The sequence below is a fragment of the Paenibacillus sp. ALJ109b genome, assembly GCF_010747435.1.
Taxonomy (GTDB): Bacteria; Bacillota; Bacilli; order Paenibacillales; family Paenibacillaceae; genus Paenibacillus; species Paenibacillus taichungensis.
This window is the reverse complement of sequence record NZ_JAAIFP010000004.1, coordinates 536,586-553,649: the sequence shown is the minus strand read 5'-3', so window position 1 is coordinate 553,649 and position 17,064 is coordinate 536,586. Positions and strand designations below refer to the sequence as shown.

At 44.7% G+C, this 17,064-nt stretch carries 14 protein-coding genes, 1 pseudogene and 1 riboswitch; of the genes and pseudogenes, 11 read left to right on the top strand and 4 right to left on the bottom strand.

Annotated elements, in window-relative coordinates; all coding sequences use genetic code 11:
- Positions 1 to 541: 541 nt before the first annotated feature.
- Positions 542 to 3,925: a discoidin domain-containing protein gene (locus G3352_RS05535; RefSeq protein WP_163754724.1), complete on the top strand. Its 3,384-nt coding sequence runs from the start codon at positions 542 to 544 to the stop codon at positions 3,923 to 3,925.
- Positions 3,926 to 4,047: 122 nt separating this feature from the next.
- Here the strand turns inward: G3352_RS05535 and G3352_RS05530 are convergent, their stop codons facing one another.
- A complete protein-coding gene (locus G3352_RS05530) occupies positions 4,048 to 5,943 on the bottom strand; it encodes a terpene cyclase/mutase family protein (RefSeq protein ID WP_163754722.1) in 1,896 nt (631 codons plus the stop codon).
- 351 nt (positions 5,944 to 6,294) lie between these two features.
- Here G3352_RS05530 and G3352_RS05525 point away from each other — a divergent pair, with 351 nt between their 5' ends.
- Positions 6,295 to 7,806 carry a glycoside hydrolase family 30 protein gene (locus G3352_RS05525; protein ID WP_163754721.1) on the top strand — a complete coding sequence of 504 codons (1,512 nt, stop codon included), beginning with the start codon at positions 6,295 to 6,297 and terminating at the stop codon, positions 7,804 to 7,806.
- 64 nt (positions 7,807 to 7,870) lie between these two features.
- Positions 7,871 to 8,098 (top strand): annotated as a pseudogene (locus tag G3352_RS31670) (S-layer homology domain-containing protein); the annotation flags it as partial.
- Positions 8,099 to 8,111: 13 nt separating this feature from the next.
- Here the strand turns inward: G3352_RS31670 and G3352_RS05515 are convergent.
- Complete coding sequence (locus tag G3352_RS05515; RefSeq protein WP_163754719.1) at positions 8,112 to 8,570, bottom strand: OsmC family protein; 459 nt, start codon at positions 8,568 to 8,570, stop codon at positions 8,112 to 8,114.
- Positions 8,571 to 8,752: 182 nt separating this feature from the next.
- Positions 8,753 to 9,670 carry an AraC family transcriptional regulator gene (locus G3352_RS05510; protein ID WP_163754717.1) on the bottom strand — a complete coding sequence of 306 codons (918 nt, stop codon included), beginning with the start codon at positions 9,668 to 9,670 and terminating at the stop codon, positions 8,753 to 8,755.
- A gap of 237 nt (positions 9,671 to 9,907) precedes the next feature.
- On the opposite strand from G3352_RS05510, the gene G3352_RS05505 reads away from it, so the two are divergent.
- The 8 genes from G3352_RS05505 to G3352_RS05470 all read left to right on the top strand — a co-directional run bounded on the left by G3352_RS05505 (position 9,908) and on the right by G3352_RS05470 (position 16,327).
- Complete coding sequence (locus tag G3352_RS05505) at positions 9,908 to 10,894, top strand: aldo/keto reductase (RefSeq protein WP_240342954.1); 987 nt, start codon at positions 9,908 to 9,910, stop codon at positions 10,892 to 10,894.
- Between the two features lie 43 nt (positions 10,895 to 10,937).
- Positions 10,938 to 11,915, top strand: a complete 978-nt coding sequence (locus tag G3352_RS05500) for an aldo/keto reductase (RefSeq protein ID WP_163754715.1) — start codon at positions 10,938 to 10,940, stop codon at positions 11,913 to 11,915.
- Positions 11,916 to 11,991: 76 nt separating this feature from the next.
- Positions 11,992 to 12,092: riboswitch (guanidine-I (ykkC/yxkD leader) on the top strand.
- Positions 12,093 to 12,188: 96 nt separating this feature from the next.
- Positions 12,189 to 12,530 (top strand): DMT family transporter, encoded by a 342-nt coding sequence (locus tag G3352_RS05495; protein ID WP_063565132.1) that lies wholly within the window; start codon positions 12,189 to 12,191, stop codon positions 12,528 to 12,530.
- Positions 12,527 to 12,841 (top strand): DMT family transporter, encoded by a 315-nt coding sequence (locus tag G3352_RS05490; protein ID WP_163754713.1) that lies wholly within the window; start codon positions 12,527 to 12,529, stop codon positions 12,839 to 12,841. Before G3352_RS05495 ends, G3352_RS05490 begins: the two co-directional genes overlap by 4 nt.
- A gap of 128 nt (positions 12,842 to 12,969) precedes the next feature.
- On the top strand, positions 12,970 to 14,364 hold the full coding sequence (locus G3352_RS05485; protein WP_163754711.1) for a DEAD/DEAH box helicase: 1,395 nt from the start codon (positions 12,970 to 12,972) through the stop codon (positions 14,362 to 14,364).
- 175 nt (positions 14,365 to 14,539) lie between these two features.
- Entirely contained in the window at positions 14,540 to 14,869 is a 330-nt protein-coding gene (locus tag G3352_RS05480; protein WP_053782285.1) for an antibiotic biosynthesis monooxygenase, read from the top strand.
- A 199-nt stretch (positions 14,870 to 15,068) separates the two neighbouring features.
- A complete protein-coding gene (locus G3352_RS05475; protein ID WP_163754708.1) occupies positions 15,069 to 15,845 on the top strand; it encodes a class I SAM-dependent methyltransferase in 777 nt (258 codons plus the stop codon).
- A gap of 131 nt (positions 15,846 to 15,976) precedes the next feature.
- Positions 15,977 to 16,327 (top strand): MmcQ/YjbR family DNA-binding protein, encoded by a 351-nt coding sequence (locus G3352_RS05470; RefSeq protein WP_076288445.1) that lies wholly within the window; start codon positions 15,977 to 15,979, stop codon positions 16,325 to 16,327.
- A 150-nt stretch (positions 16,328 to 16,477) separates the two neighbouring features.
- Here the strand turns inward: G3352_RS05470 and G3352_RS05465 are convergent, their stop codons facing one another.
- Positions 16,478 to 17,026 (bottom strand): TetR/AcrR family transcriptional regulator, encoded by a 549-nt coding sequence (locus tag G3352_RS05465; protein WP_163754706.1) that lies wholly within the window; start codon positions 17,024 to 17,026, stop codon positions 16,478 to 16,480.
- Between the last annotated feature and the right edge of the window lie 38 nt (positions 17,027 to 17,064).

Here is a 17,064-nt window from a genome sequence, read left to right as displayed (position 1 = left end):
CCCTGTCTCACAAAAGGGGTTCAGTCCCGATCAATGCGTGCTTTTTATTGTTTGAAAGAAGCTGGTCATCAGATCCAGAACGAACACGAAAGGAATAGTATAATTCCATCGCTTGAAAAAATATAAATATTTTCCTGTTTTGGTTCAAAAGTCCGAAATGCACACAGGAAAGTCTGGATAACGATGTATTTTCTGCTCGCAAGCCTTAAGGCTGCTCGTAAACATCCAAAAAGGAACATCAGAAGTCCGAATACCGTCTCTAGGGGTCCGATAAGGAGAATTGGAAGCGGTTTATACTTAATCTATTCCAGAGATGACAAATCCAAGCAGAAAAGCAAATCAGTTTATCCAAGAAACTCCTCAAGGTAAGTAGCGACCACGCATTACTGTCGTGTAATCCATGTTGTTGTATGCGTATGCTATTTTTTTGTCTTGTACTTTGATAAGGGGGTGATGATCGGCGCAGCGAAAGAATTAGGCAGATCAACCGTCCATTTTCTTTGAAAAACCATTTTGCTAATAACCTGAGGAGGAATTGAATTTGCGCAACAAGTACATTGTATGGTCACTCGTATTAACGATGCTGATCTCGAACGTATTCCTGACTGTCGGATTTCCATCTCCTGCATCAGCAGCCGAAAGACCGGACCTGGCACAGGGCAAACAGGTTACCGCGAGCGGGTACAACCAAACATACAGTCCGACCAATGTGATTGACAATAACCAAGCAACCTATTGGGAAAGTACCAATAGTGAGTTCCCCCAATGGATTCAAGTGGATCTTGGCACCAACACCAACATTGACCAAATTGTATTGAAGATTCCGACAGTGTGGGAAAAGAGAACCCAAACGATAACCGTGCAAGGCAGTACGAACGGTTCATCGTTCACAGATATCGTAGGTTCTGCGGATTATGTATTTAATCCATCGGTTGGGGAGAATTCGGTTAACATCGATGTTCCTGCTGTGGAGACAAGGTACGTTCGCTTAAGCGTAACGGGCAATTCCGAGTGGCCGGCAGCTCAACTGTCGACATTTGAAATTTACGGCCCAGGCAGTGAGGGACCAACGCTACCTGACCCCGATCCTGTGGATCCCCCAATCATCCCTACAGAGGGAAGCAATATCGCCATTGGCAAGTCGATTACTGCATCGTCCAGCACTTTATCCTTCGTAGCTGCGAATGCAAACGATAACAATATCAATTCGTACTGGGAAGGGGGCAGCAATCCAAGCTCATTGACGTTGGATCTCGGCTCCAATCATAAGATTACATCCATTGTACTTAAACTGAACCCGGATCCGGTCTGGAGCACCCGAACACAGACCATTCAAGTGCTTGGACATAACCAGGATACAACCACCTTCAGCAATCTGGTTTCCGCCCAATCATATACATTCAACCCGGCTTCCGGTAACACGGTGACCATTCCCGTTACAGCAACGGTTAAACGTCTGCAACTGAACATTACCACGAACTCGGGCGCTCCTGCCGGGCAAATTGCTGAATTTCAGGTATTCGGCACACCTGCACCCAATCCTGATCTGACGATTACAGGTATGTCCTGGTCTCCATCGTCTCCAGTGGAGAACAATGCCATCACCCTTAATGCAATCGTCAAAAACATTGGTTCTGCCGCTTCTCCAGCTTCTAGCGTCAACTTCTATCTAAACAATGAACTGGCGGGTTCCTCCCCAGTAGCTGCTTTGCAAGCAGGGGCTTCGACTACGGTCTCGCTTAATGCTGGCAATAAAGCAGCTGCATCATATACGCTCAGTGCCAAGGTAGATGAGAATAACCAGATCATCGAAGAGAATGAAGGAAACAACAGTTACACACACACCTCTTCTTTGGTGGTTGCACCGATTACAAGTTCTGATCTGGTAGGCACGGTCTCTTGGAGTCCTGGAACCCCTACAGCAAACAGTACAGTAACATTTACAGTTAATCTGAAAAATCAAGGAAATATGGCCTCCGCAGGTGGTGCACACGGAGTTACAGTGGTTCTCAAGAACGCTGCCGGAGCAACACTTCAGACGTATAGTGGTTCCTATACCAGTACATTAGCACCTGGAGCTTCGGTCAATGTCAATGTAGGTACCTGGACTGCTGCAACCGGTAACTACAATGTGACAACTACCGTAGCAGTGGACAACAATGAAGCTCCGGTCAAACAAACGAATAACGTCGTTACAACAGGTTTGAACGTATATTCAGCCCGTGGTGCAAGCATGCCTTATACCCGGTATGATACGGATGATGCTACGCGGGGTGGCAGTGCCACACTGAAATCCGCACCGACCTTTGATCAGGCTCTGACGGCTTCGGAAGCCTCTGGCCAGCGCTATATCGCTCTTCCTTCCAACGGTTCCTATGCACAATGGACGGTTAGACAAGGGGAAGGAGGCGCAGGTGTAACCATGCGATTCACGATGCCGGATTCCACAGATGGCATGGGTCTTAACGGCGCACTTGACGTCTATGTTAACGGGACCAAGGCCAAAACGGTTCCTTTGACCTCCTACTACAATTGGCAGTACTTCTCCAGTGATCATCCGGGGGATACACCAAGTGCAGGACGTCCGTTGTTCCGTTTTGATGAAGTGCACTGGAAACTGGATACACCTCTAAAAGCTGGAGACACCATTCGTATTCAGAAAAACAATGGAGATAACCTGGAATACGGTGTGGATTTCCTCGAAATCGAACCCGTTCAGGCGGTGATCCCGCGTCCAGCTAACTCCGTCTCTGTAACCGATTTCGGTGCGATTGCTAATGATGGAAAAGACGACCTTGCCGCATTCGAAGCGGCAGTTCAATCTGCGGTATCCACAGGCAAGACTCTATATATCCCTGAGGGCACGTTCCATCTGGGCAATATGTGGAAAATTGGTACGCCGACGAATATGATTAACAACCTCACCATTGTAGGTGCAGGCATCTGGCATACGAACATTCAGTTTACCAACCCTAATGCAGCCTCAGGCGGGATTTCTTTCCGTGTGCAGGGCAAGCTGGATTTCAGCAATATTTATATGAATTCCATGCTGCGTTCGCGCTATAACGAGAATGCAGTTTACAAAGGTTTTATGGACAATTTCGGTAAAAATTCAAAGGTTAGCAACGTATGGGTCGAGCACTTTGAATGTGGTTTCTGGGTAGGGGATTACGCCCACACACCTGCAATCATTGCCGATGGCCTAGTGATCGAGAACAGTCGTATTCGGAATAACCTTGCTGATGGTGTCAACTTTGCCCAAGGCACGAGCAATTCGACTGTACGCAACAGCAGTGTCCGCAACAATGGTGATGATGGTCTCGCCGTATGGACCAGCAACGTGAATGGTGCGCCTGCTGGTGTGAACAATACATTCTCGTTCAACACGATTGAGAATAACTGGCGCGCTGCAGGCATTGCATTTTTTGGTGGCAGCGGACATAAGGCAACCAACAACCTGATTGTTGACACGGTTGGCGGTTCGGCGATCCGGATGAACACTGTATTCCCTGGATACCATTTCCAAAACAACACAGGTATTCTGTTCTCCGATACAACGATCATTAACAGCGGCACAAGTAAAGATCTGTACAATGGTGAACGCGGAGCTATTGATCTGGAAGCTTCCAATGATTCCATCAAGAACGTTACGTTTACCAATATTGACATCCTCAATACGCAGCGCAGTGCTATTCAATTCGGATACGGCGGCGGTTTCCAGAACATTGTGTTTAACAACATCAACATTAATGGTACTGGTCTGGACGGCATTGAGACATCTAGGTTCACAACCCCGCATAAAGGTGCAGCAATATACACTTATACCGGTAATGGTTCTGCCACATTCAATAATCTGACAACAAGCAACATTGCCAACCCTAATGTGAATCAGATTCAAAATGGCTTTAATTTGATCATTCAATAAATTATTTCAAACAAAAACAGGGAGCTCTATGAGTTCCCTGTTTTTTAGGTTAATTTGATGAAGTATGGGTGAACATTGATCGGGATCTGAAATAATGAAAAATAGCCGCGCAAAGTAAGTTTTTAAGATGCCCCATATTTGCTTCTGTAGTGACTTAATGTGAGAAGAGGCCAAATATATGTATAGCTGTGATAATGGGAATAGAAGTTCCCGGGCAGACCTGCGCCTGTTGGATATGTGGTTCTCCAATCGTTCTCGTGCATTGATGCAATAAGCCTTAGAATACCTTGATTCATCTCTGGTGTAGGCTTGGGTTGGACTGCAATTAGTGCGTCAAGTGCCCAAGCGGTCTGAGAAGGGGTACTTTCCCCTAATGGCACATAGTACAGGAGTCGGTCACTCTGGCAGGATTCTCCCCAGCCACCGTCAGAGTTCTGGATGCTTAAGAGCCATTTGGCTCCTTTTTGCACTGTATCATGGCTTGCAGGTAGCCCAACTGCCGTAAGACCGGTTAATGCTGCCCAGGTACCGTAGATATAACACACGCCCCATCTTCCGTACCATGAGCCATCTTTCTCCTGGTTTCGAATGAGCCATTTCGTTCCACGTTTGATCCATTCATGCTTGGTATCAAGCCCGGCAAAGTTTCCGAGATACTCGAGGGTACGTCCTGTCAGGTCAGCTTCTGAAGGGTCTGTTGCCGCAGATTTGGCACCGTCGATGGCGAGCCATGTGAGCATCTCCTTGTTCGTATTTTTTTCGAATGCTGGCCAGCCGCCATCTTTATTTTGCATGGACAGAACCCAATTCAGTCCGCGATTCCAGGATTTCTGAAACGTTGGAAGAGTAGTGGACAGGCTTCGGATAGCCCGTAAAGCTGCTGTTGTATCATCCACGTCTGGATTGATTGTATTCGACTCCGAAAATCCCCATCCTCCAGGGACTGTATTCGGATTATGGACGCTCCAGTCGGCTGTTTTATCTTGCTGATGAGAGCTCAAATAGGAGGCCGCGAGTTGAATAGACTTATGGTCATCGGTGATAGAAGCCTCCTGCAATACGTAGGTGATTAAGGCCGTATCCCACACGGTAGATGGGGAGTTTTGAATCGTTGTTTTACCTCCAGAAGAACGGCACTGCATTGCCGTGAGTCCGGTTATGGCTTTTGTAATCAGGGGATGCTGCTTATCGTATTTTAGGGCCAATAGGGCAAAGATCATGAGAATTGTACTACTGGCGTAGCTGTATAATGTGCCATCAGATTCAATCCGCTTTATCATGAACTGTTCCGCCTTCGTTCTTGCAGTGTTGTAGATGTGGCGAGGGTTCCCAAGCAGTCGGCTTCTCCCGCTTAGAATGTCGTCCTGCATTTCCTGATATCCCCGAGCAGTTGACTCATCTGCAACATTTCGTAAGTCGGTCAGATCAGACAGGTCGGGAGCATGGGGTACTGTGAGGGAAAAGCTTAAGTCTGCCATAATGAGCATGGGAGTGAGGTGAACTCTGGAATAACCGGAAAATTCAAAATAGTTGATGGGAAAATAGGTAGGGAACATCAGTATCTCCAACGGGATCATAGATATGGATAAAGGCCATTTCATTTGTCCGGTAGCCGCAAGTATGGCTTTGGTCAAAATGCTGCTAACTTTTCCGATACCTCCTTTGGACTGAATATACTGTTTGGCCCGCTGGATTGGCTCGTCCGTACTCTGGCTGTACCCGGAGTATAGCAGGGCGTAGTAGGCTTCAACTGATGCGGATAAATTTCCACCCTCTTCATCGGCGTACAATCTCCAGCATCCATCCTGTTGCTGTTCGTTAAGGATACGATCATGCAACTCCCGGATCAGCACTTCATTCGGGACTTCCAATATCCGAAAGAGAATGATGACATAAGCATCAATTACTGTACCGTTCTCAAAACAGAAATGCCAGGAACCGTCTTGTCGCTGCTGTTGCAGCAAGGAAGTCGTCATCCGACTTATTTCCTCATCAATTGTGCCCAGTACATGGCTCATTCCGCGGATACCTCCAGAGTACGTCATTTATGTATTATATGATGGCAATCAGGGGGAAATGAGGAGCAGAATGAGCGTAGAATCCAGTCCAATTTAGGATTTTCCACAAATTTAAATAAAAAAATAAAATTTCCTGTTGAAATTTTTTCCAATAAAGTGTATAAATATCTTTGTTAACGCTTACAAGATTTTGATCTATATCTTTCTCCGATACCCTTCAAAAAGGAGGTGTAAGTAATAAAACATGCAATAAATGAAAAAAGGACTTTATGATTTTGAAAATGAAATCGATTTCATTTTGTAATTGATATTTGGCTTTTCAAATTATAACAAATTAAAGGAGATATGTTGATGAAGATATGGAAAAAGAGTGCGTTAGTGTTGCTGTCCACTTTTCTGGTAACGGTGGGGTCATATGGTTCATATATGCCCAAGACTGCGCATGCAGCGGGTGAACAGGTGGAGGTATGGATTTCAACTTCAGACCCCAATTCCGAACCCGCAGTGGGACTTAGAACAGATGCGAGACTCACCAAGATTGCATCCAAAAACTTCAGCAGCAACTCAGGCAATGCCGATGTTACCATTACGGTAAATGAGAACAAAACGTATCAGCAAATGGATGGTTTTGGAGTGTCGTTAACGGATGCTTCCGCATGGCTCATGAACTACAAACTGGATAACAATAAGCGTGCGGAAGTGATGGAGAGGCTGTTTGGCACCACAGGCATTGGACTTAGCTTATTGAGACAGCCGATCGGAAGTTCTGATTTTGCCTGGGCCGCCTACACTTATGCCGATACGGCAAATGATACTTCACTCAGCCAGTTTACGATCGACCGGGACAAGGCTTACATACTGCCCATGGTCAAAGCGGCAATCGCTAAGAATCCCAATATCAAAGTAATGGGTTCCCCATGGAGTGCGCCTGCCTGGATGAAATATTCCAACAATCTGAACGGCGGCAAACTGAAAGCAGAACACTATGGAACATATGCGAACTATTTCAAAAAATACATTGAAGCCTACCAGGCTGAAGGTGTACCCATCTATGCTGTTACGTTGCAAAACGAGCCAATGTACGAGCCATCCCATTATCCTTCTATGGGTATGAATGTACAGGACCAGACAGGCTTTATCGGCGATTATCTTGGACCAACACTCCGCAATGCCGGAATTAACACCAAAATTATTGCATTCGACCACAACTTTCTGGACTGGAACTTCCCGAACCAAGTCATTACGAATCTGAAGAACGCAGGTAAGGGCAGCTACGTTTCCGGCAGCGCATTCCACCATTATGACAGTGGGGACGGATCGACCATGACCTCCATGAATAACAGTCACCCGGACAAGGAAGTTTGGTTCACAGAGGGTGGTTTCGGCAACTGGAATGATCCGCAGAATGGTACCTCTTCAGGTTTCGATAATATGATGAACGAGTTCATTAATATTACGAGAAACTGGTCCAAATCAATCATTCTCTGGAATGCTGCCCTGGATCAAAAAGACGGTCCAGCATTGCTTTCACCGAACAACACGAACAAAGGCATGATTACAATCCGCAACTCGGACAACCGTAATGATGCTCCTGAGAATAATGTCACATATCACAAACAATATTATTTGCTGGGTCACTTTAGTAAATTTGTAGTACCCAATGCATACCGCATTGACACCAACACCGGATCTGAAGTCAAAAATGTGGCTTTCCGCAATCCGGACGGTTCCAAAGTGGTAGTTGCCTACAACTCTTCCAGTTCGTCGAAAAATGTGAAGATCCAATGGGGCAGCCAAAGCTTCGTTGTCACCATTCCAGGCAAGTCCGCCATGACGTATAAATGGAATGGAAATGTTTCTTAAGGGGTAGCAGGAATTCAGATTCCCGCATCCAGCAATCTAAGGGCCGCGAGCTTGGGCACGTTCAGCACTTGCTGCGGCCATTACTAATGGGCTCGTTAACGGCTATCCAGACGGAACATTGAAACCAAAAGGGAATACAACTCGCGCAGAAGCTGCTACATCATCGAAAGAACTATTCAATTCACAAAACAATTCACAAAATAAATCTAAGATTTCAGAAAGGCTGCTCTCCAGCAAGTTTAACTTGTTGGGAAGCAGCCTTTTTGTATTCTTTGTATCTTTTTGTATCTGATTCATTCGTTTTGTTACAACGATATCCCATTTTCGATAATGACACGATTGAGCTTGGTATTCACCGGGTTGGAAATCGTATCACCCACAGGACATTTACTTTCTAGAAATTGTACAAATGATTCAACTTTTTCTTCAGATGAACTGGTTTTAATATAGAAAGTGTATCGAATATCGGAATAACCGGGACGTACATCAGATCGGTTAAAAAATCCGTCAAGATCCAGATCACCTTCAACTTCAACTCTGAAATCATCAAGGACAACATCGAATTTGGAGGCATAGACCCGGGCCACAATGGATTGACATGCGCCAAGGGAGGCAAGTAAAGCTTCTACAGGATTCATTCCCGTGTCCGTACCACCGAGGTTTGTTGGCTCATCGATGATCAGTTCGAATTGTCTTGCTTTGGTGATCACTTTAACCCCATCTTGTAGATGGGCAGTAGCTTTGAAAGTCTGAACATTAGCCATCCGATACCTCTCCTTTATAAAACATTGTATGTAACTTGGTTTAGTATGGATTATAGTTCCATGAATCACAAGCTGTCAATATAAGGATGGGAATAGATTTAGATATTCACTCTTTAAATTAAGAAACGGATAGCCTAATGGCTATCCATTTCTCTAACATTTCAACTTCTTAGCCAGTGTACTTATTCACTTATAACATGATCGTATTTTTCCTTCAAACGTTTGATATCTGCTCTCGGCGGTGCACCGAACATGCGGGAGTACTCTCGGCTGAATTGGGACGCACTCTCGTAACCAACCCGGAAGGCTACATCCGCAGCGTCAGCTGACTCAGCCATGAGGAGTCGACGTGCTTCCTGAAGCCTTAGCTGCTTCTGAAACTGAAGTGGGCTCATAGCGGTAATTTCTTTGAAATGTCGATGGAACGAGGACACACTCATGTTGGCTGTCTCAGCAAGATTTTCGATTCGAAAAGGCTGCTCCCAATGTCGAACAATATGCTCAATGGCTTCCCTAATCCGGTAGCTGCTGCTGCCTTCCACTGCAATCTGGGCCAGTTCAGCTCCATAAGGTCCCTGCAAAAGCCGGTACAGAATCTCCCGCGTATAGAGTGGGGCAAGGAACGGGATTTCTCCAGGCGTATCCAGCAGCCGAACCAATCGAAGTACAGCATCTTGAATGGAGGGCTCCATCTGTCCAACAAATAGGGCGCGTCTGGCGTTTTCTTTAGAGGTAACCTTAATATTACAATCATTCAGTACTTCAAGAATCTGGTTCTGTGTAAACTCAAGTTTCAGACTTAAGTATGGCGTATCAGTGGATGCTTTTATAATCTGACCAATTACTGGAAGGTTCATGGAAGCAATCAGATAATTGGATGGTCCGTATTCGAATCTATCCTGTGCCAGCAAGATTTCTTTCAAGCCTTGAACGATAACACAAAAGGAAGGCTTGTAAACCCGGTAAGCAGGCTCACTTATGCTGGAATGCTGATAGACATAAAAGGAAGGGATTGCCGTTTCCTTAGAGCTGTTATGAATGGAGTGACGTTTGATTAGTTCGGTGAGTTCCTGTTTCTGCTGCACTGCGTTATCGGACATACATATCCTCCTTGCGAGTTGTTCTTGCTTCATTATAAGACTTAACGACCTTAGACAAAAGTGCGCCTGAGGGAATCAGGCAATCAATTAAGACAAATGATATACCGCTTCGCTCCTTCAGTTCGGCATAATAATATTAGGCTTGCAGAATCAACAGTGTACTCCTAAATGGAGATAATAAATTCATGTACGTTAGTTCACATTCACATCATTTGAATGAAGAAAGGAAGTTATATGATGCAAAAACGGACACTGGGAAATAGCGGCTTGGAAGTTTCGGCAATTGGGCTTGGCTGTATGGGAATGAGTTACGGGTATGGTCCAGCTTCGGACAAAACGGAGATGATCGCGGTCATACGGGAAGCTGTTGAGCGCGGTGTAACTTTCTTTGATACCGCTGAAGTCTATGGTCCATATATCAATGAAGAACTCGTCGGCGAAGCACTTTCCCCTGTACGCGATCAGGTTGTCATAGCGACAAAGTTCGGATTTGACATTCAAGGTGGCAAACAGAGCGGGATGAATAGCCGTCCTGAGCAGATCAGGAAAGTTGCCGAAGAGTCTCTTAAACGACTTAAGATCGAGGCAATTGATTTGTTTTACCAGCACCGTGTTGATCCGGATGTACCGATTGAAGAGGTTGCCGGAGCCGTGCAGGATCTGATTCGAGAAGGTAAAGTGAAGCATTGGGGGCTGTCGGAAGCCGGCGTGAACACGATTCGACGTGCGCATGCCGTTCAGCCGGTCGCTGCTGTTCAGAGCGAATATTCCTTATGGTGGAGACGTCCGGAAGAAGAACTGATTCCAGCGCTTGAGGAGCTCGGTATTGGTTTTGTCCCTTTTAGTCCTTTGGGTAAAGGATATCTCACGGGAAGTTTTAATGAAAAAACAACGTTTGATCAGGGGGATTTGCGTAATATTCTGCCACGCTTTACGCCACAGGCCCTCGAGGCCAATCAAGTGTTGGTTGATCTGTTGAAAGAGAAGGCGGAGAAGATCCAAGCCACCCCTGCGCAAATCGCACTTGCTTGGCTGCTGGCCCAGAAACCGTGGATTGTACCGATCCCGGGAACACGCAAGTCAAGTCGTCTCAAAGAAAATATGGGAGCGGCGGACGTTGAACTTACAAACGAAGATGTACAGAGCATTAATGATGCAGCTGCAAAAATCACCCTGATGGGTTCTAGATATACGGAAGAATTGGAGAGAAGAACGGGTCTTTGATCCATTTTATTTTTTCCCAATCTAATTAAAGGAGTGTTTGATTATGGAGTATGTAAAACTGGGTCGTACTGGACTGGACGTTTCGAGATTATGTCTTGGTTGCATGAGCTATGGAGTCCCTGAACGCGGAATCGCTCCATGGTCGTTGAAAGAGGAAGAGAGTCGTCCTTTTATCCAAAAAGCGCTGGACTTGGGTATTAACTTCTTTGATACAGCCAACGTCTATTCGGATGGTACAAGCGAAGAAATCGTGGGTCGTGCGTTGAAGGATTTTGCTCGTCGTGATGAGGTTGTTATTGCAACAAAGGTTTACTTCCGCATGAAGCCGGGACCAAACGGTGCAGGTTTGTCGAGAAAAGCCATTATGAATGAGATTGATAACAGCTTAAAACGCCTAGGCACCGACTATGTGGATCTGTATCAGATTCATCGATGGGACAGCAGTACTCCAATAGAAGAAACGATGGAGGCCCTTCCTGACGTCGTTAAGGCGGGGAAAGTCCGATATATAGGAGCTTCTTCCATGTACGCCTGGCAGTTTATGAAGGCTCAGCATACGGCGGAACGCAACGGCTGGACCCCATTTGTCTCCATGCAGAATCTGTTGAATCTGATGTATCGAGAAGAAGAGCGGGAAATGCTGCCTCTCTGTCGTGAAGAGGGAGTGGGTGTAATTCCATGGAGTCCTCTTGCCAAAGGGCGTCTTACTCGGGATTGGGATGAAAAGACAGCCCGTTCATCGAACGACGAAGCTGGAGACCGACTTGCTGCGGGAATGGTTGATGCCGATCGTAAAATAGTGGAGACTGTCGCTGATATTGCGAACAAACGTGGTGTTTCCAGAGCGACCGTTGCACTGGCATGGGTATTGCAAAAAGAAGGTGTCACCGCACCAATTGTGGGGGCAACGAAAGAACATCATCTGGAGGATGCCGTAGCAGCCTTGTCCGTGAAGCTAGATGCACAGGAGATTGCAAACTTGGAGGAATACTACGTACCACACAAAATATACGGCATGTAAGTTCCCTCTAGCCTAGTAGCGAAAAAGGGTTGCCAATCAAAAAGAATTGTGTATAATTGGAGTCACATCAAAATACTCAAATGTTTTCTAGGGTTCCGCGACAGTTATGTCGGTCTGGTCCGAGAGAAAACTCACAGCCTATTGGTTGTGTCACGGAGGGACAAAAGCCTGGGAGATGAACTGCTTAATGCAGTTTGTTTCCCGGGCTTTTTTATTTTGGCTTCATGTAACCAATAATACACGTAGCAAAATTTGATAAGGAGTGTGACAGAAATGAACAAAACATGGTTGTCCGTCGTAATTGCAGCTTTATTTGAAGTCGGTTGGGTCATTGGATTGAAACATGCCAGTGGTTTTCTGGAGTGGGGGGCTACACTGATCGCCATTATTGTCAGTTTCACCTTGATGATCGCGGCTTCCCGCTCACTTGATGTAGGGACTGTATATGCGGTATTCGTTGGACTGGGTACAGCAGGGACTGTACTGGCAGAGATTATATTGTTTGATGCGGCGATTCAATCTGGGAAAATGCTGCTCATTGGGGTTCTTTTATTGGGCGTAATCGGTCTTAAAATGCTCAGCAAAGGAAAAACAAAGGAGGTACATGAATCATGAACTGGGTATATCTTATTTTGGCAGGTGTCTTTGAAATGATTGGGGTTCTGATGATTAATAAATTGCACAAAGATCGTAACCTGATGTCAATCATATTGTTGGTTGCGGGATTTGGACTAAGCTTTCTGTTCCTATCGTTTGCGATGAAGACTCTTCCGATGGGGACGGCATACGCTGTATGGACGGGAATCGGCGCTTCCGGGGGAGCTATTCTCGGCATGATATTTTATGGGGAACCACGAAATGTGTTAAGAATTCTGTTTATTGCCATGGTGCTTGGATCAGCAGTAGGGTTGAAACTGGTAAGTTAATGGATATTCGGGAATTGATTTTCAAAATATAATATACAGAAGTGCTTTTTAATGTTATCCTTATGTGTTACGTTTTGAAATGAGATATACGTCAAATGAATATTTGTTGCGTAAATTAAGGAGACCTAATGACATTTAAAGACTTGAATATTATACCCGCAATTTTGGAAGGCTTGAACAAAGCAAACTATACTGCCCCGACACCTATACAGGAACAGGCGATTCCAGCTGTATTGGCAGGCAGAGATTTGCTTGGCTGTGCGCAAACAGGCACAGGCAAGACGGCAGCATTTTCTGTGCCTATCATTCAGTTATTAAGCGAAAAGTCGAACGGCCCCAAAGCCGCACGCCATATTCGCTCATTGATTTTAACTCCAACAAGAGAACTTGCGATTCAGATTTCAGATAATATTAAGGCATATAGCCGTTTTACCGATATTCGTTGTGCAGCAATCGTGGGTGGCGTTTCACAAAAAGTTCAGGAGCGTGCGCTCAATCAAGGTGCAGATATTATTATTGCAACGCCCGGTAGACTGATTGACTTGGTCAATCAAAAGCGTATTGATCTGAAACATGTGCAAATACTGGTTCTTGATGAAGCAGACCGTATGCTGGATATGGGCTTCATTCATGATGTGAAACGGATTATCGCCAAGATGCCGAGCAAGAAACAGACGTTGTTCTTCTCAGCTACAATGCCTCCGGAAATTACAAAAATGGTAAAAACGCTGCTTGTTGATCCGGTAAAAGTAGAAATTACGCCCGTCTCCTCCACAGTGGATCGAATTGAACAGTCTGTGTATTTATTGGAAAATGGCAAGAAACAGAGTCTGTTGAATCATATCTTGCAGGATAAATCTATTGTTTCGGCACTGGTGTTCACTCGTACAAAGCGTGGAGCTGACCGTGTAACTCGTGATTTGTCCAAAGTGAATATTACGGCGCAGGCCATTCATGGCAACAAATCTCAAAATGAGCGTCAAAGAGCTCTGAATAATTTCAAAAGCGGAGTTACACGAGTGTTGGTAGCGACGGATATAGCGGCAAGGGGTATTGATGTTGAAGAGCTGTCACATGTAATCAACTTCAACCTTCCTAATATTCCAGAAACGTATGTCCACCGAATTGGCCGTACAGGCAGAGCAGGGCATAGCGGAATGGCGATTTCCTTTTGTGAAAAGGAAGAGCTTCCGTTCCTGAAGGATATTGAGAAAGTAATCAAGAAGACCATTCCTGAGGTGAAAAATCATCCTTATCCGATGACAAGTGTGCCTACTTTTGTAAAATCGAATCAAACATTAAAGTCTGCTCCCCATAAATCTGCAGCTGATAAACCAGCGAAGTCAAAAGCGAATCCGGCTCGCAAACCTAAATCCGAGTGGTTTAAAAAGAGTGGTAAAGCTAATCACAGTAAGCCAAACGGTAGTAAACCAAACGGTAGTAAGCCAAATAGCGGTAAACCAAACCATAATAGTACAAGTCACAGTAAACCAAAGAGCAGCAAAGTGAATAAAGCACTTTAAAATAACGAGTAAATTGCCTTCTCCATTTCGTGGAGGAGGTTTTTTTATAATCACAAAATCGATACGATATTGATAATCATTTTCAATAAGAATAGAATAATAGAGTGGAAGTTAAAAAAATGCCCAAAGGCCATTGTATAAATGCAGTGACTTGAGGCATCAGGAGGCGTATTTCATGTTCATTCAAACTCGCGTTATGGTAGTCGAAAAGGGCCATAGTCATAAACTGGTGGAACGTTTCAGTGCCCCTAGCCCTGTAGAAGAAATGCCGGGACTGATTGATTTCAGTGTAATGGTTAATAAAAAGAGTAAAGAACACGAAGAAGTAATGGTGTTAATTCGTTGGGAATCAGAAGAAGCATGGAAGAATTGGGAGAAGAGTGATGTGCATATTAAAGGTCATCGGGAGAAAAGAGGACAGGAGAAACCCGAGTATCTGATTAGCACTACGGTAAATATGTACGAAGTGCAGAAAGTGAAGACAGCTAGAGTATCGAATGCATAATTCGAATGATGAAAACCGATCTCATGAATTATTTCATGAAATCGGTTTTTTTGTTTGTATGTCCATAGAAGCTTTGTCGCATCATTTCTATGTAGAGGTTCATTATAAATACTATAATACGGAGTTAAGAACGCAAGTTGACAGGTTTTAAACATTGGAGTTATTATAGATATCTAAGATCTATAAAGGAGGTTGAGCCATGTCTGGTGAACCATTCAAAAACAAGCACAATTCAGTACCCTACATTCATTCAATGGATTTCTTATCTAATCTGGGAGTGGATATCCTGTCCTTATTGCAGCCGCAAACTGGGGAACGTATTCTGGATATCGGTAGTGGCAACGGAGATTTGACAGCCAAGATCGCAGCTGCCGGAGCGATACCGACAGGTATCGATCTATCGGAGAGAATGGTGACACTTACCCAACAGAAGTACCCTGACCTGAATGTTCAGGTGAAAGACGCTTCTCAATATCGTACAGATGAACCCTTTGACGCTGTATTCTCACATGCAGCTTTACATTGGATCAATAACCCTGCGGCAACAACCCGATCCATCTGGTTGGCCCTGCGCGAAGGTGGTCGATTTGTAGCTGAATTTGCCGGAAGCGGAAATATCGCCATCTTGATCACTGCGATGAAACAGGCTCTGGAGGAGCATGGCTATACGTGGGCAGGACGGAATCCCTGGTATCATCCCACTCTTGGTGAATACGTCAGCCTGCTGGAGCAGAACGGTTTCCGCGTCACATTCGCTCAGCATTTTGACAAGCCTGCTCCGCTCAAAGGAGAAGAAGGACTTCGGAATTGGCTAAACAGTTTTGCTGATTATTTCTTTAAGGACGTTTCCTCCGCAGACCTGGAATCAATTTATCAAGCCATTTTGACTGAGGTTAAGCCCCACTTGGAGCGGGAAGGTCAATGGTTTCTCGACACAACCCGATTACGTATCGTAGCGATTAAGGAAGCTGTCTGAGAAGATGATTCCTGTTTTACTGGAAGAATAGTTGAAATGAAATGCTTGATATTTACATGCAAACGTACATTCGGTATCATTAGATTGGGTAGGGAAAGTTGTTGTCTTCTGCGTAAAGGAGAGATACGGAATTGAAGAATAAGATTATAGAGTACTGTTTGAAGAAAAAAGGTGCAACGAAGGATTATCCCTTCGGAGCTGATCCTGTTGCTATGAAAATTGCAGGCAAAATGTTTGCGCTTATTTTTGAGGACAAGGCGGATAACGTTCGCTTGAACTTAAAATGTGATCCGATCATTGCGGAAAACCTCAGAGAGCAGCATGAAGCTGTTCAACCGGGGTATCATATGAACAAAAAGCATTGGAATACCATTGTTCTAGATGGTTCCTTGTCGGAGCAGGATATCTTTGTCATGATTGACCATTCATACGATTTGGTTGTCAAAACGCTGTCCAAGAGTCTTTTGGAATCCATATCGTAATTAGGCCACATGCAATAACAATTCAGACAGCAGATGTTCGGCGCCAATTGCAGAAAAATCAGCTTTTTTCCAAAAGAAATAGCGGTAGTCTCAGGATGTTAACTTCATATCCTGAGACTACTGCTATTTTAGTTACGTGCACATTGCACGTTACCCCAAATTCATTTTGATTAGTTCTCCTAATTGTTCAGACATGACCTCGGGTGGATGGGGCATTTCGTTCTTGATCCACCACTCGACGACCCCTACATAAGACATGACCACATATTGGAGAATGATATCCTCACTTAATCCGGATTTTCTGGCCTGAGATAAGTGTACTTCCTCCTTAAAATCCTCATTAAGAAATTCAACCAAGCGGTTGCGGAATTGTACCGCTCCCTTACTGGCCATCATCGTCGAGAAGAACAAGTAATTCTGTTCCAAATAGGTAAACCAGGGTATGATGGATTCTTTCCATTCCAAGTCTGCAACCGAATGGCAAATTTCACTTAATTCTTGGATATGCCCGTCAATGAGCTTGTCCAACAGATCATACTTATCGACGTAATGAAGATAAATGGTGCCTCTGCTAACGTCTGCTCTATCGGAAATATCCTGTAGAGTAATATCATCGAAATTTTTTTCTGACATCAATTCAATCACTGCTGCTTTGATGGCTTCCTGTGATTTTCGAATTCTTCGATCCACTTTGGTCATGTGATTCTCACCTAACTTTCTAAAGATAATAAACAAAT